Below are 15,544 nucleotides of genomic sequence, written 5' to 3'. Positions count from 1 at the left end.
ATTTTGTCTATTTTTGCATATAGATTGAAGGAGGTACACCATGACGGATGAAAAATTAACGCAGGAGCAAGCCGACGAAAAGCAAATCAATGCAGCCTTTCAGGAACTTTTAGACCGATACTTGGAAAGCAGACATCGCAAAAAGGTAGAGATAATCACCAAAGCTTTCAATTTTGCCAAACAAGCACACAAGGGTGTCAGACGACGCTCGGGTGAGCCTTATATTTTGCACCCTATTGCCGTAGCCCGTATTGCCTGTGTGGAAATAGGCTTAGGCTCTACGTCGATATGTTCTGCCCTCCTGCACGATGTGGTAGAAGATACCGACTATACCGTAGAAGATACCGACTATACCGTAGAAGATATCGAAAACCTGTTTGGCCCTAAAATAGCCCAGATTGTAGACGGACTGACTAAAATATCCGGAGGAATTTTTGGTGACCGTGCATCGGCTCAGGCAGAAAACTTCAAGAAGTTGCTGCTTACCATGAACGATGACATCCGGGTGATTCTTATCAAGATAGCCGACCGCCTGCACAACATGCGTACATTGGGCTCCATGCTTCCGAGCAAACAATACAAAATTGCCGGAGAGACACTCTACATCTATGCACCTCTTGCCAACCGTCTGGGACTGAACCGTATCAAAACAGAACTGGAAGACCTTAGCTTCAAATACGAACATCCGGAAACCTATAAAGAAATACAAGATAAACTGGAAGCGACTCAAGCAGAACGGGACAGTCTGTTTGAAGAGTTTACAGCTCCCATCCGTACCCAATTGGACAAGATGGGTATCCCGTACCGGATTTTAGCACGCATCAAGTCGCCATATTCTATATGGAACAAGATGCAGACCAAGCATATTACCTTTGAAGAGATATACGATATTCTGGCAGTACGTATCATCTTTACTCCCCGCAACGAGGAAGAAGAACTGAACGACTGCTTTGATATCTATGTGGCCATCTCGAAAATATACAAGCCTCATCCCGACCGTCTGCGCGACTGGGTAAGCCACCCGAAAGCCAACGGATATCAGGCTTTGCACGTCACACTGATGAGTAATAAAGGGCAGTGGATTGAAGTACAAATCCGCAGCGAGCGCATGGATGATGTAGCAGAGCAGGGATTTGCTGCACACTGGAAATACAAAGAAGGTGGAGGCAGCGAGGATGAAGGCGAACTGAACAAATGGCTGAAAACCATTAAGGAAATACTGGACGATCCGCAACCGGATGCATTGGATTTCCTTGATACAATCAAAATGAACCTCTTTGCTTCAGAGATATTTGTCTTTACTCCAAAGGGAGAAATCAAGACCATGCCACAAAACTGTACGGCTCTTGATTTTGCCTTTTCTATCCATACATTCTTGGGTAGTCACTGTATCGGTGCCAAGGTTAATCATAAACTGGTACCGCTGAGCCATAAATTACAGAGTGGTGACCAGGTAGAAATCCTTACTTCCAAATCACAAAAAGTACAGGCCTCGTGGATAAACTTTGCTACTACAGCCAAAGCAAAAACCAAAATTCAGGCTATTTTAAAGCGTGAACGGAAAGAACAGCAATTACAGGGAGAAGAAATGCTGCACGATTTCTTCAAGCAGGAAAATATTCCGGCTACAGAAGAAAATATCAAGAAACTCTGTATGCTGCATCACCTGAAATCGCCCGAAGAGTTGAAACAACAAATCGGACAGAAGGTCATCATCCTGGGAGAAGCAGACCGCAATGAACTGAAAGAAAAACCAAGTCCTACCAACTGGAAAAAATATATATCGTTTGCATTTGGAAACATCCGTCCAAAGAACGAAACCAAGCCGGAAAAAGCACCGGAACCGCTTAACGTAGACAAGAAGAAAATTCTGAAAATTACTCCGGATGGTATTCAGAAGAACTATATCCTTGCCGACTGCTGCAAACCGATTCCGGGGGATGATGTATTGGGATATATCGATGACAACAACCGTATCGTGATACACAAACGGCAGTGCCCCATTGCCACCCAACTGAAAACGAGCTTCGGCAACCGCCTGCTGGCTGTAGAATGGGATACAGGAAAGGCACTGGACTTCCCGGTGAACATCTATGTAAAAGGTATCGACGGTATCGGAGTGCTGAACAGGGTAACACAGATTATCTCACAGCAACTCAATGTAAATATCCGTAAGCTGAACATCGAATCTGTCGACGGTATCTTCGAAGGACGTATCCAACTCTTCGTACACGATGTAGATGATGTAAACTCCATCTGCAGTAACCTCAAGAGTGTAGAGAACATCAAGAGGGTTACCCGCATCGAAAGTTTCGACGATGTAATTGCAGACTAAAACAGTATAAATAAAGGCTTTCCTTCCTCAAGAAGAAAAGCCTTTATTATATAGTAAAATGGAATACTTTAAATTTCCTCCACTCATTCAAGTGAGATAATCCAACTCCCGTTTCATACTGAGTAATTCTTCCCTTACCCGTTTCAGCCGATCCACTATCTCTGCCGTACTCACCACACTCTCCCTATTCTGCTTCAGGCGCTGCTTGGCACCGGCCAGTGTCATTCCCTTTTCCTTCACCAGATGATACACCAGTCTGACATTCTCGATATCCGCCTGTGTGTACTGACGGATATTCCCCCCAGCTTTTTTAGGAGAAAGAAAAGGAAATTCTTTTTCCCAATAACGCAGCAAAGATTCGTTTACTCCGAACATCTTTGCCACCTCTGTAATGGAATAATACAGTTTCAGTTTTTTTTCTGTCTTCAATGCCATAATCACGTATCCTCCCTCTATATTAATCGAATACCTTGCCGTGGTTGGCAGCAATCTGAATCATCTTGTCGTAATCGTCAGCACTCAAATCCATAAAGTAATAGTTGACAGGGTTCACTACCTGCCCCTTGACATGTACTTCATAATGCAGATGCGGTCCGGTACTCTTTCCTGTAGAGCCCACTTCACCAATCACCTCACCACGTACCACTTTCTGTCCTACCCTTACCTTTATCTTACTCAGATGTGCATAACGTGTCACATACCCAAAGCCATGGTCAATCAAGATACAATTACCATACAGCCCTTCCCAACCAGCCTTCACAACCTTTCCGTTACCCGTTACATACACCGGTGTACCGATATCAGCAGAGAAGTCCATACCTGCATGAAACTTTACAGTCTTATAGATAGGGTCGATACGTGTACCATATCCGGAAGCTGTCTGCTTCAGATTTTTGTTCGATACAGGCTGAATGGCAGGAATACAAGCCAGCATCTCGTCATTCCGTTTACACAGATTCACCACCTCATCGAACGACTTGGACTGAATATACACCCTTCGTGCGAGCAAGTCCATCTTTTGCGTAGTATTTATCACCAGATTCTTATTGGCCATATCCATCAATTCCTCATAACGGTTTGTTTTCCCATAACTGGCATTACGCAATTCATCACTCACAGGATCGGCCTGCATAATGACACGGTACAAGTTGTCATCACGCTGTTGAAGATGCTGCATCACATCCAGCGCTTCATCCAGACGGGTAGAAAGGATATTATACTGAGCAAGCAAGCGAGAGTTTTCTACACGGAGGTCTTTTTCGGAAGGAGAGCCGAAAATCCACAACAGCAAAATAAAACTGCCGGCTCCCAAACCCATCCCCACGAACAGGCGTCTTAAATAGCTCTGTACCCTCTGCCGCATGGTAGGATAAATACGATCGTACGTTCGTGTCTGAGGGTTATAGATATAATAGACTTTACGCATTCAAATCTAGTTTTGAAGAATTTTAAGATGCAACGGTTCAAGTTTTTGCATCAAACATACGGACAAAAATAATAAAACCGATTATCTTTGCAAATCAAATTTGAGAATATTAACTACAAGACATTATAAGCATTATGTTGACAGCAAACGAAATCCGCGACTCATTCGTCAAGTTTTTTGAGTCGAAAGGACATCAGATTGTGCCTTCTGCACCAATGGTCATCAAAGACGACCCTACTCTGATGTTTACCAATGCAGGTATGAACCAGTTTAAAGACATTATTCTGGGTAATCATCCTGCGAAATATACCCGTGTAACAGACTCACAAAAATGCTTGCGCGTAAGCGGTAAGCACAACGACCTGGAAGAAGTAGGTCACGATACTTACCACCATACCATGTTCGAAATGTTGGGTAACTGGTCATTCGGCGACTACTTCAAGAAAGAAGCTATCAGCTGGGCATATGAATATCTGGTGAACGTGCTGAAACTCGATCCGAAAGACTTGTATGTAACTGTATTCGAAGGAAGCCCAAGCGAAGGTCTGTCTCGCGATGACGAAGCAGCCGGCTATTGGGAACAATTCTTCCCGAAAGACCATATCATCAACGGAAACAAGCACGATAACTTCTGGGAAATGGGTGATACAGGTCCTTGTGGTCCTTGCTCGGAAATCCACATTGACTCTCGTTCGGAAGAAGAAAAAGCAGCTATACCGGGAAGCCAGCTGGTAAACAAAGATCATCCGCAGGTTATCGAAATCTGGAACCTGGTGTTCATGCAGTACAACCGTAAAGCAGACGGTTCTTTGGAATCATTGCCTGCAAAAGTAATCGATACCGGTATGGGATTCGAACGTCTGGTACGTACCTTGCAGGGAAAAACATCAAACTATGATACAGACGTATTCCAGCCTATCATCAAAGTAATCGGTGACTTGTCGGGCAAGAAATACGGTGATGACGAAAAGACAGATGTAGCCATGCGCGTAGTGGCAGACCACATCCGTACCATCGCCTTCTCTATCACCGACGGACAGCTTCCGTCTAACGCCAAGGCCGGTTACGTAATCCGCCGTATCCTCCGCCGTGCCGTTCGCTATGCATATACCTTCCTGGGACAGAAGCAGGCATTCATGTACCGTCTGGTACCGGTGCTGATTGAAAACATGGGTGGTGCTTATCCGGAACTGAAAGCACAGCAGGCTCTGATTGAAAAAGTAATCAAAGAAGAAGAAGAATCATTCCTCCGTACACTGGAAACCGGTATCCGCCTGTTGGACAAGACTATGAGCGAAGCAAAAGCTGCCGGAAAAACTGAAATCAGCGGAGTGGATGCTTTCACATTGTACGATACCTTCGGATTCCCATTCGACTTGACAGAACTGATTCTCCGCGAAAACGGTCTGTCTGCCGACGTGAAAGGATTTGAAGCAGAAATGCAGAAACAGAAAGAACGTGCCCGCAATGCAGCTGCCGTAGAAACAGGCGACTGGATTACACTGAAAGAAGGTGAAACTACTTTCGTAGGTTACGACTATACTGAATATGAAACCAGCATCTTGCGCTACCGTCAGGTAAAACAGAAAAACCAGACACTGTTCCAGATTGTATTGAGCGATACTCCGTTCTATGCAGAAAGCGGTGGTCAGGTAGGTGATACCGGTGTATTGGTAAGCGAATTCGAGACTATCGAAATCATCGATACCAAGAAGGAAAACAATCTTCCTATCCACATTGCCAAGAAACTTCCCGAACATCTGGAAGCTCCGATGATGGCTTGTGTAGACACAGACAAACGTGCGGCTTGTGCAGCTAACCACTCTTGTACACACTTGCTGGACGAAGCATTGCGTCAGGTATTGGGTACACACGTAGAACAGAAAGGTTCACTCGTTACTCCAGACTCACTCCGTTTCGACTTCTCTCACTTCCAGAAAGTGACTCCGGAACAGATTCGTGAAGTGGAACATCTGGTCAATGCAAAGATTCGTGAAAACGTACCTTTGACTGAATACCGTAACCTGCCTATCGAAAAGGCAAAGGAACTGGGTGCTATCGCTCTCTTCGGTGAAAAGTATGGCGACGAAGTACGTGTCGTACAGTTCGGCTCATCTATCGAGTTCTGTGGAGGTACTCACGTATCGGCTACCGGAAAAATCGGTATGGTGAAAATTATTTCTGAAAGTTCTGTAGCTGCAGGTGTACGCCGTATCGAAGCTGTAACCGGTGCTAAGGTAGAAGAAATGTTCGACATGGTACAGGATACTATCAGCGACCTGAAAGCACTGTTCAACAATGCTCCTGACCTGAAAGCTGCTATTACAAAATATATCGACGAAAATGCAGGCTTGAAGAAACAGATGGAAGAATTCATGAAAGAAAAAGAAGCTTCTGTCAAGAACAAGCTGATTGAAAATGCAAAAGAAGTAAACGGTGTGAAAGTAATCAGCACTGTACTTCCGATTCCGGCTGACGCTGTGAAGAACATTGCCTTCCAGCTGAAAGGACAGTTCCCTGAAAACTTGTTCGTTGCTATCGGTAGCGTATTCGAAAACAAACCGTTGCTGACTGTAACCATGAGCGAAGACCAGGTGAAAGCCGGACTGAACGCAGGCCAGTTGGTACGCGAAGCTGCCAAACTGATTCAGGGTGGCGGTGGCGGTCAGCCTCACTTTGCTACAGCCGGTGGTAAGAACCCCGACGGACTGAGTGCAGCTGTCGATAAGATTATCGAATTGGCAGGATTCTGATTTCAACAGAATCCCTCTATATAAGAAATGTCATTCTCCCGGAACAGTTTCCTGTGGAGAATGACATTTTTGTATTTGGATACCCAAAGCAATTGAAGCTCTTTTAATATTGAACAAAAAGCGGCAATAATACACGCAAAAAACGCGACTTGTCACGTTGGCATACGATACTTGTATCGTTGCCTTTCGATACTTGTATCATCAGCCAACGTGACAAGTCGCGTTTTTAACGTGATTATTCAAGCAAAATCACACCAGCAGCTTTACCCGAAGAAGAGGTAAAACGAACAGTCAGGACACATCCATTATTAGCCTGTATCTTTTCCGGCAGAACAATTGGATACGTAGTTTTTTCCTGCAGACTCTTTACATCATCAGATGAAGCAAGGAGTTTTCCATCTGCCTCAAGTATAAAGCCTGTCGCCTCTATCTCTTTTCTTCCCTTTATGATTTCTATAGAAATTCCCTTCATTTTTTCCAGCATACGGGCAGAAAGATTCAGTTTCACCTCTTTGGTTTCCTTATCTCCCAAGCTCCATACTCCTATCAAATTAGGCTGATTCAATTTCAAGTCCTTTTCCGAAATATCTTTTGATAATGCGATCATCTTTTTAGAGAAATCCACCACATCAATCGTCCCCCATTCATAATCTGTACCCTGATGATTCTCTACCCAATTACGCTCCCAAGCAGGCATATCGAAATCTATTCCCTGAGTCCGACTGGTATAATAATTCTTCCAACGGCCTAAATAATAACTTTCTATCAGTCCGCTCCAAATACGGGCTGCATAATCATCGACAGGAGGTCCCCAAATAGTTATAATTCTACGGGCATTTTTTTCATATTGCTTTTGTTGTTCCAGTGTTTCAGCAGCCTTCCGTGCAAAGTCCAGCCAACGTTCCAAACGAAGTGTAGGATGCTGGCTCAAAAGAGCGTCCATTCCCAACATCAAAGTTTCAAACCGGCTTTGAAGAAAACAAGCTTGTAAAGTATCTCCCAACAAATACTCCTGATCGATCATCTTCGTCAAAATCTCAGCTTTTCCACCCAAATACTGAGTGGCCATTTCTGCCAAATCAACTCGATACATCTTGTTATCCCCTAATTCATCTGCAGCATCCACAAAACATTCCAACCCTTTAAAGTAGTCTTCGCATATATTAATAGAACCATCTTTAACAGTACCCGGACGGAACTGCCAATTGAAACGAGGATGGTCGGTAAAAGTACCATATACCGACTTCAACAGATAATTCCATGCAGCCGTAATATCGGCAGAGGCTTTTCCATAACGGTTTTCCGAATAATCCTTCAACCAGTTGCGCACATCTATCCGGCGAGAGCTCCAACCGGCATCTGTTACCAGTTCATACAACACTTCATTATTCTCAATACCTTCCGGAGCCATTCCATGTGCAATCAGTTTCCCTTTATAAGGTGAGGCCAAAGCTTCCAAATGACCATTGGCATAAAAGTCAAGTACCCCGGTCATTCCTACCTTACCTCCCATATTAGGTATCACACTATATACCCATTGTTTATTATAAAAGCCCTTATAATATTCCCAGTTTACTTCGGAATGCCAGAAATGCTTATTATAATCCACAGCCAGATCAAGCAACAGCATTTTATCATCAGGAACGTTCGATACCAAGGCTCCTAAAGTTTCATAATCCCAGATATGCCGCTGATACCCAAACATCCATCCCTGCATCACCCATACAGCTTTGGTATTAGCCTTCCTAATTGATTCGTATACACTATTACCATAGGAGGCTGCCATCTCATACCGTTCAGGATTTCCTTTTTCAGGAAAAGGAATTTCCATTTCATTAAAACTGTCTACCAGATAATAATCGCATTTTCCAAACTCTTTCTCCCATTCACGGATAAATGCCGTACCTATTTCTTTAAATAAAGGCTCTTGAGGAGAAATCATCCAGTTGGAGAAAGCACCTCCCCAATGTGTCTCGATTATTTCCAGTTCCGGATGAATACGCTTGAACTCCTGAGGAATAAACCCCGGGAAACCCGGACAAATGGGTTTCATACCCAAGGAGCGCATTCTATCCAATATTTTATGTTGAAGAGCGATTTGTTTCCGATGCCAGTCTTCATTAAGAGGACCATCTATCCCACTTACATTTCCCATACGCATCCATGGTAAATGAGCAGGTCCTACAAAATAATGTTCTATTTCTTCATCAGTCAGCCCCATTTTTTTCCATACACGTGCTATAATTGCCTCATAGCCTACTAAAGCCAGCGGCATATTAATGCCATGCAGAGCCATCCAGTCAATTTCCTGTTGCCAACGTTCCCAATCCCAGTAAGGCATGGAGTATCCATAAGTACAGACATTAAAATAATAATGATTGGAGAAAGGAGAAACAGTTCTTACAAAAGACTGGTCGGGCAATACGCCGGGGACAGTAATACTATTCCCACTCCATGTATACATTCCCCATTGATTATCCTTTATATAGTCGTAAAAGCCACGACATAAAGATACATTATCCGAGGCCTGAATACGCAATGTTCCATCCTGCACCTCATACTGATAATACGTACTGTCCTTATCCTGTTTCAACTTCAATGACACAGGGATATCCTGCCGGCCGGAAACACGTTGAATCAGTTCACGTACAGCTTTTGTCTGCTGAGCGCATCCAAGCACCTCTCCAGCCAACAGATAAAATAAAAATAAAAAAATGTGTTTTCCCATGTAATAGTTCTTATTTGTTATTTATACACCCATCGGGTCAGAATTGTATTCGGAGTTTTTACTACAAACTTATAGAATTTTGAAGCAGGATATTTACCCAAGTCAACAACAAACTGACCGGAAGAAGCTTTTACCCGTCCTAATTCCATCCACTGATCATGCCCCCCATCTTTATAATGATTTGTCACAGACATATATACTACAGCCTCCTCATCAGTTTTATCTGACTGCCAATTAAGTTTCACCAAATTATCATAAGGATGTGTCGTCAAGTTATAAATATCTGTCGCCCCATAGAAAGAGATACCGTCTTGTTCGAAAGCAACGTCTTGAGGTATATCAAATCCCATAAAACGACAAATAGAAGGAAGAATATCAACCAAAGCCAATGTAGGACGTCTGAACTGTGCATTCAACTGGTTACTGTTCGTTGAAACCCACACACTCCTTTCGCGTGCCAACTGCCCTCCATGATGATGTCCGCTTTCTCCTCTTCCATGGTCGGTCGTGACAATAATCATCCATTCTTCATCAAAATGTTTTTCACGATACTTGACAGCCTCCCATATCTGTCCGACCAGTTCGTCTGTCTTATTGACATACTGATCCATAAAACTTCCATCACCATAGATATGAAAACCAGAGTCTGTATACCACAAATAAACCCAACTCAAATCAGGAGCATCCTTACGTATACAATCTGCTGCAGCTTTACTTACTACAGAATCAATATCAAAGATATGCAACTCGTCTTTCTTCTGAGGAAAATTTACCTTATCGTTATCATAGCCGTCAAAGACATAGTCTATCTTCAGATAATCGGTTTCTTTTTTCCCCTCCCCAATCAAAACAGTACGGTTATCGGTCCAGCCAGAAAAGATTGCAGTTGTGTAGTTTTTCTTCTGTTCTTTAGCGATACGAAATAAAGACCAATAATTATAGTTTGGTTTCAAATTAGAGTTTCCATCTACATTATGCTTATTCATCCATGTACCAGTCAATATATTCATATAGCCAATTGCCGAAATGGTAGGAGTCTGCGAATAACCGCCTATTTCTCCCCCGGTATAAGCACGGGCATATCCTCCTTGCGAAGCTATATCGTATATATATTTAGGATGAACACGCTCTATATAGTCAGCCGGTATACCATCCAACACCACATACACCACTTTACGGGTTTTACCATAAAGCAAAATCGGAAACAATACGCAAATTGCAACAATCAAGTACTTTTTCATAATTTCATGTCTATTTATTAATATCTTTTTTCTATAAATTTCATTACCTGCAATTCCCCATTCAATTTCTTAGGTATGGAATATAAAACAAGATAGACTCAGATTATAAGGTCTGCAAAAATAACACTTTATTTATATCACTCGTTTTTCATCTTTACAAATTGCCCGGGCGACATTCCTGTAATCTGCCTGAACACCCGATTAAAATTATTGGGAGTACTGAAACCTACTTCATAAGCTATTTCCGATAAAGTTTTCTCCCTGTCGGCCAGCAATTCAATAGCCCTCGTCACTCGCTGATAATTCAGAAACAGACTAAAACGGATATTCGAGCGGAAAAACAAACGGCTCAGGTTACGGACCGAAAATCCAAAGTATTTTGCTACCGTTTCTATTTTCAAATTCTCGCCACAATGGTCTGTTATATAATGTAACACCGGTACCAGGCGCTGATCGTCGGGAATCACCAGTGTCTTTAGAAGAATCTCTCTGACCGGACTCATAGAGGGAAGTAGCTTAAAGAAGCTCAAAGTAAACTGAAACAAATCGGCTTGTGTATCTCTTCGAATCAATTTGCCTTTCGAAGCAATGAACTTTAAATTTTCTGCTATTACCGAAGTGGTATTATAAATGGAAAAGCCATTCATCACATCAGTCTCCTCAAATGACAAATAAAAGATAACCAGCGAAACCAGACGATTGTGACTGCATAGCTCATGTTCTACTCCAGCCGGTATCCAGGCTATGTGTTTTTCCGGTACAAAATAATTCGTATTGCCAATCTGTACCCTTAGCGTTCCCGACAAAGTATAGATAATCTGTTCCTTATTATGAGCATGAGCAGGTAGAACAATTTCTTCCCAACCTGTTTTTTTTATAAAGATTTCTTCAGGTTGTGAACTGTTTATAGTCGCAATATACGATTTCTGTTCTCCATTCATCGGTTGGCATGATTTGATAATTTTATTGCATTAATTGAAAATTCAGAACAAAGTTAAAGGTTTATTTTTGCATGCACAAATTGAAATAGACAGAAAAGGTTACATGAAGAATAGGTATTGGTTTTTCTGCATCGGATTGCTTTTTTCAGGAGCTGCATCCGATGCCCAGACTCGTATACTCAGTATAGACGAAATGTTCCACTTGGCTGACGAGAACAGCAAAAGCATACGGGTACACACACTTCACACGGAAGAAACCGCTCAAGGGATTAAAGTTGCACGCGACAAGCGACTTCCATCCATTCACAGCGAACTGACTCTCAACTACATTGGAGACGGTTGTATGACCGACCGGGATTTTTCAAACGGAATACATGCAGACATGCCTCACTTTGGAAATACATTTGTTCTGAAGGCAAGTCAGGTAGTTTACAGCGGGGGAAGCATCAGCGGAAACATCGAGAAGAGTAAGCTGATGCACCGGAATGCCCAACTGGAATACGACAGTAACCGCCAGGATATACGTTTCCTGCTCATCGGCTACTACCTGGATATATGTCAGCTGAATAATGAAAAGACGGTGTACGAAAAGAATATCGAACAGACACAGCTTCTGGTGAAAGATATGCGAGCAGCCTACAGCCAGGGAACAGCTTTGAAGAGCGACATTACACGCTATGAGCTTCAGCTTCAGAATCTGAAACTGGCACTGACTTCCGTTCTGAACAAGAAGAATATATTATGCCAGCATCTGGCCAGTACCATCGGACTGCCGGAAGGTACAATTATACAGCCTGATACAGCACAACTTAAAAACATACAGATTGCGAGACAGAGCGAAACAGCCTGGAAAGAAGGAAAGCTGAATGCTCCCGCACTACAAATGGCCGATAACCAAATACAACTAAAGCAAAACGAGGAACGCCTGATTAAGGCGGAAAGAAGGCCCCATATCAACCTCACCGCTACCAATGATTTTACCGGTCCCATTCTTGTAGAAGTACCACCGTTGAACAATAATTTCAACTACTGGTTTGCGGGAGTCTCTGTCTCATACAATCTGGACGCCTTGTTCAAAACCAAAAAGAAACTGAAACAGGCACGTATCTCCACGCTTAAGACACAGGAACAAAGAAGACTGGCAGAAGAAGAACTCGACAATGCCATTCATGCCGCTTACATCGGACTGAACGAAGCTTATACCCGACTTCAGACCCAGCAGAAGAGTGTACAGCTTGCACACGAGAACTTCAATATCGTAAAGCACCGTTACCTAAATGGTTTGTCACTGATTACCGATATGCTGGATGCAAGCAATACGCAGCTGGACACCGAATTACAACTGACCAACGACCAGATTAATATTCTATACCAATATTATCTGCTCAAGAAATTAAACGGAACACTATAATAAACCCTATATACTCATGATAAAAAATAAGAAAAGAGCCATCCCCAATTTCATCATACTGCTTGTACTGGCAGGAGGTATAAGCTGGATAAGCGGAAAATTTATCCGCCTCGGCAGCAACGAATATACAGACAATGCACAAATCAAACAACATCTGACTCCTGTCAATACACGAGTACAGGGATTTATCAAGAAAATTTGCTTTGAAGAATATCAGAGAGTGAAGAAAGGAGATACACTGGCTATTATAGACGATACCGAATATCGCCTGAAAGTAGCGCAAGCAGAAGCCGACTATCAGAATGCTCTGGCTGGAAAAAGTGCCATGTATACAACTATCAACACCACACAAAACAACATTTTCGTAACCGAAGCAGCTATCGAAGAGCAACGGGTACGCCTGCTGAATGCTGAAACCGACTACAAACGTTACCAGGAACTGATGAAAGAAGAAGCGGTAACTCCCCAACAGTTCGACCGGGTGAAAACTGATTATGCTGCTACCAAAGCACGGTATGAACAGCTACTGAGACAGAAACAGTCTACCTCCCTCATGAAGCAGGAACAGACTCAGCGTCTGGAACAAAACGAGTCGGCTATCAAACTGGCAGAAGCAGCACTGAATCTGGCCAAACTGAACCTTTCGTATACCATTATCCGTGCTACAACCGACGGAGTAACCGGACGCAAGGATATTCACGAAGGACAGCTGGTACAATCCGGACAGACACTGGTCACTCTGGTAGACGGTACAGAAAAATGGGTTATTGCCAACTATAAAGAAACCCAGACTACAGACATGCAAAAAGGACAGCTGGTCAAGATACAAGTTGATGCCATTCCAGGAATAGAATACGAAGGACAAATTTCTTCTATCTCCGACGCGACCGGTTCATTCTATTCGGTGATACCGCAAGACAACTCTGCCGGCAATTTTGTAAAAGTAGAGCAACGCATCCCGGTACGTATAGAATTTACACACAACAACCGTCCGGAAGATCTCGAACGCCTCCGTGCCGGTATGAATGTAGAATGTACCGTAAAATTCTAAAAGCCAATGAAACCAGTACGTCCCCGTATCCTATACTTCAAGGAATCGCTTTCTACCCCCTTCTGTATCTGTATCTCCTTGTTTTTCGCCATGGTTTTCCAATTCAATGGCGGAGTTTTCCTGCCTACAGCCTACCAGATGTCGAGTGCATTGGGTTGTATTCAGGAAGATATCAACATGGCAGGATACGCTTCTTTTATCGGGATGACTGTGATTTTTCCCATTCTGTTCCGTCTTAAGTCGCGTTTCACGACCCGTTCCATATTGCTGACAGTATGTTGCGTACTGATAGTATGCAACCTTATTACCATGCATACCCGGCAAATTCCGCTTTTGATTTTCATTTGCTTTATTTCCGGTTTTTTCCGTATGTGGGGAACCTTCGAATGTTTCTCCAACATCCGCCTAAGTGTGACTCCTTCCGGTAATTTCTCTGTATTCTATCCGGTTATCTATATCATCGTACTGGAAAGTATCCAGTTGTCCGGTCTGGTAGCCACTCATATATCCGAGTGGGCCAACTGGCATTATATGCACTGGTTTGTCATCGGTCTGCTGGTCATTGTATGGTTTTGTGTATTCTTTCTTACCCGCCCCTATCGCCCGGGAAAGAAAATACCCTTGTATGGTATAGACTGGCTAAGTGCTATACTCTGGGGAGTGATGCTGTTTGCTGTAGTTTATATTTGTATCTACGGTGAATATCACGACTGGCTCGACAGTGTAGAAATACGCGCCTGTATCGTCATTGCCCTGCTCTGCCTGCTCATCAACATCAACCGCATGAGCACAGTGCGCCGCCCGTATATCTCACCCAAGGTATTCCGTTACCGCAACTTTCCGGTTATTCTGTTCCTGTTCCTCACGATGTGTCTGCTTCTTACCACCTCTTCGGTTCTGCAGAGCCAGTTCATGACTTCCATTCTGCATTACGACGACTTGAATTCTGTATCCATCAACTGGTGTGTATTTATCGGCATTCTCTCGGGAGCAGCAGTTGTATTCTACCGCCAGGTAGTCTTGCGTAAAGGCTTCAAACTTCTCATTTCAGTAGGATTTATACTGATTATTATTTATCAGTACTACATGTATTTTCTTATTTATCCTACACTGAATATCGAAAGCCTGTACCTGCCCAATTATCTGAAAGGTGTAGGAAACGGTATACTTTATATTGCACTGACCATTTACATTGCCAAGAGTGTTCCTTTCCAGCATTTCTTTCAAGGACTTTGCGTACTAAGCTTTATCCGTACCAGTATAGCTACCCCACTCGGAACAGCCATTCTTACCCGATGGCTCAGACATTTGAGTCAGGAAAACATCGGACTTCTCAGTCTGAGAATGGACCAGGTACACAGCAGTCTGTCTCCTCATTCCATACAAGCTCTTTACGCACAGGTTACAGAGCAAACCATTCTCATCAGTCTGAAAGAACTGTTCGGATGGGTTTGCATTATCAGTACAGTGTTTCTGTGTATTCTTCTCAGCTACAGACTTTGGGAGAATCATCACGAAAAACTGATGAAAAAACATACCATCGCCATAGAACCTTAAGAAAATTTCGACATGCAAAAAACAATGAATACCTGACAAAAAGCTGAAAAACTGCAACATTCAAGGGGCTGATTCAAAGTACGAAAACGCCCCTTTTTCAC

Annotated in this window: 10 protein-coding genes; 5 read left to right on the top strand and 5 right to left on the bottom strand. The window is 43.1% G+C overall.

What is annotated here, in order from left to right; genetic code table 11:
* The first annotated feature begins 40 nt into the window (after nucleotides 1-40).
* A complete protein-coding gene (locus tag WKU26_RS07510; RefSeq protein ID WP_340321494.1) occupies nucleotides 41-2,335 on the top strand; it encodes a RelA/SpoT family protein in 2,295 nt (764 codons plus the stop codon).
* Between the two features lie 87 nt (nucleotides 2,336-2,422).
* Here the strand turns inward: WKU26_RS07510 and WKU26_RS07505 are convergent, their stop codons facing one another.
* Both WKU26_RS07505 and WKU26_RS07500 read right to left on the bottom strand, forming a co-directional pair.
* Nucleotides 2,423-2,770 carry a MerR family transcriptional regulator gene (locus WKU26_RS07505; RefSeq protein WP_178266168.1) on the bottom strand — a complete coding sequence of 116 codons (348 nt, stop codon included), beginning with the start codon at nucleotides 2,768-2,770 and terminating at the stop codon, nucleotides 2,423-2,425.
* Between the two features lie 22 nt (nucleotides 2,771-2,792).
* A complete protein-coding gene (locus WKU26_RS07500; protein ID WP_178266167.1) occupies nucleotides 2,793-3,761 on the bottom strand; it encodes a M23 family metallopeptidase in 969 nt (322 codons plus the stop codon).
* A 134-nt stretch (nucleotides 3,762-3,895) separates the two neighbouring features.
* On the opposite strand from WKU26_RS07500, the gene alaS reads away from it, so the two are divergent.
* The gene (gene alaS, locus WKU26_RS07495; protein ID WP_340321493.1) at nucleotides 3,896-6,514 is read left to right on the top strand and encodes an alanine--tRNA ligase; all 2,619 of its coding nucleotides are present in this window, start codon (nucleotides 3,896-3,898) and stop codon (nucleotides 6,512-6,514) included.
* 235 nt (nucleotides 6,515-6,749) lie between these two features.
* Here alaS and WKU26_RS07490 read toward each other — a convergent pair whose 3' ends face one another.
* The 3 genes from WKU26_RS07490 to WKU26_RS07480 form a co-directional block, all read right to left on the bottom strand.
* On the bottom strand, nucleotides 6,750-9,242 hold the full coding sequence (locus tag WKU26_RS07490) for an alpha-N-acetylglucosaminidase (protein WP_340321492.1): 2,493 nt from the start codon (nucleotides 9,240-9,242) through the stop codon (nucleotides 6,750-6,752).
* Nucleotides 9,243-9,259: 17 nt separating this feature from the next.
* A complete protein-coding gene (locus WKU26_RS07485) occupies nucleotides 9,260-10,483 on the bottom strand; it encodes an alkaline phosphatase family protein (RefSeq protein WP_340321491.1) in 1,224 nt (407 codons plus the stop codon).
* Nucleotides 10,484-10,620: 137 nt separating this feature from the next.
* A complete protein-coding gene (locus WKU26_RS07480; protein WP_340321490.1) occupies nucleotides 10,621-11,424 on the bottom strand; it encodes an AraC family transcriptional regulator in 804 nt (267 codons plus the stop codon).
* A gap of 103 nt (nucleotides 11,425-11,527) precedes the next feature.
* Between WKU26_RS07480 and WKU26_RS07475 the strand changes: the two genes are divergently transcribed.
* Genes WKU26_RS07475 through WKU26_RS07465 form a run of 3 tightly spaced genes read left to right on the top strand, consistent with a single transcriptional unit; the run spans nucleotide 11,528 to nucleotide 15,443 of the window.
* Nucleotides 11,528-12,835 carry a TolC family protein gene (locus tag WKU26_RS07475; RefSeq protein ID WP_269878777.1) on the top strand — a complete coding sequence of 436 codons (1,308 nt, stop codon included), beginning with the start codon at nucleotides 11,528-11,530 and terminating at the stop codon, nucleotides 12,833-12,835.
* A gap of 16 nt (nucleotides 12,836-12,851) precedes the next feature.
* Nucleotides 12,852-13,886, top strand: coding sequence for an HlyD family secretion protein (locus WKU26_RS07470; RefSeq protein WP_178265798.1), 1,035 nt, complete (start codon nucleotides 12,852-12,854; stop codon nucleotides 13,884-13,886).
* A gap of 6 nt (nucleotides 13,887-13,892) precedes the next feature.
* Entirely contained in the window at nucleotides 13,893-15,443 is a 1,551-nt protein-coding gene (locus WKU26_RS07465; RefSeq protein WP_340321489.1) for a hypothetical protein, read from the top strand.
* Nucleotides 15,444-15,544 lie beyond the last annotated feature (101 nt).

Source organism: Phocaeicola sp. HCN-40430 (assembly GCF_037890285.1).
In the GTDB taxonomy this organism is placed as follows: domain Bacteria; phylum Bacteroidota; class Bacteroidia; order Bacteroidales; family Bacteroidaceae; genus Phocaeicola; species Phocaeicola acetigenes.
Note: the sequence above shows the minus strand (reverse complement) of the source record. Positions and strands in the feature narration are given on the sequence as shown.

What these genes read in the sequence shown, in the direction of transcription:
- WKU26_RS07510 (WP_340321494.1), top strand. Translation starts at nt 41, where the DNA reads ATGACGGATGAAAAATTAACGCAGGAGCAAGCCGACGAAAAGCAAATC.
- WKU26_RS07505 (WP_178266168.1), bottom strand. Translation starts at nt 2,770, where the DNA reads ATGGCATTGAAGACAGAAAAAAAACTGAAACTGTATTATTCCATTACA.
- WKU26_RS07500 (WP_178266167.1), bottom strand. Translation starts at nt 3,761, where the DNA reads ATGCGTAAAGTCTATTATATCTATAACCCTCAGACACGAACGTACGAT.
- alaS (WP_340321493.1), top strand. Translation starts at nt 3,896, where the DNA reads ATGTTGACAGCAAACGAAATCCGCGACTCATTCGTCAAGTTTTTTGAG.
- WKU26_RS07490 (WP_340321492.1), bottom strand. Translation starts at nt 9,242, where the DNA reads ATGGGAAAACACATTTTTTTATTTTTATTTTATCTGTTGGCTGGAGAG.
- WKU26_RS07485 (WP_340321491.1), bottom strand. Translation starts at nt 10,483, where the DNA reads ATGAAAAAGTACTTGATTGTTGCAATTTGCGTATTGTTTCCGATTTTG.
- WKU26_RS07480 (WP_340321490.1), bottom strand. Translation starts at nt 11,424, where the DNA reads ATGAATGGAGAACAGAAATCGTATATTGCGACTATAAACAGTTCACAA.
- WKU26_RS07475 (WP_269878777.1), top strand. Translation starts at nt 11,528, where the DNA reads ATGAAGAATAGGTATTGGTTTTTCTGCATCGGATTGCTTTTTTCAGGA.
- WKU26_RS07470 (WP_178265798.1), top strand. Translation starts at nt 12,852, where the DNA reads ATGATAAAAAATAAGAAAAGAGCCATCCCCAATTTCATCATACTGCTT.
- WKU26_RS07465 (WP_340321489.1), top strand. Translation starts at nt 13,893, where the DNA reads ATGAAACCAGTACGTCCCCGTATCCTATACTTCAAGGAATCGCTTTCT.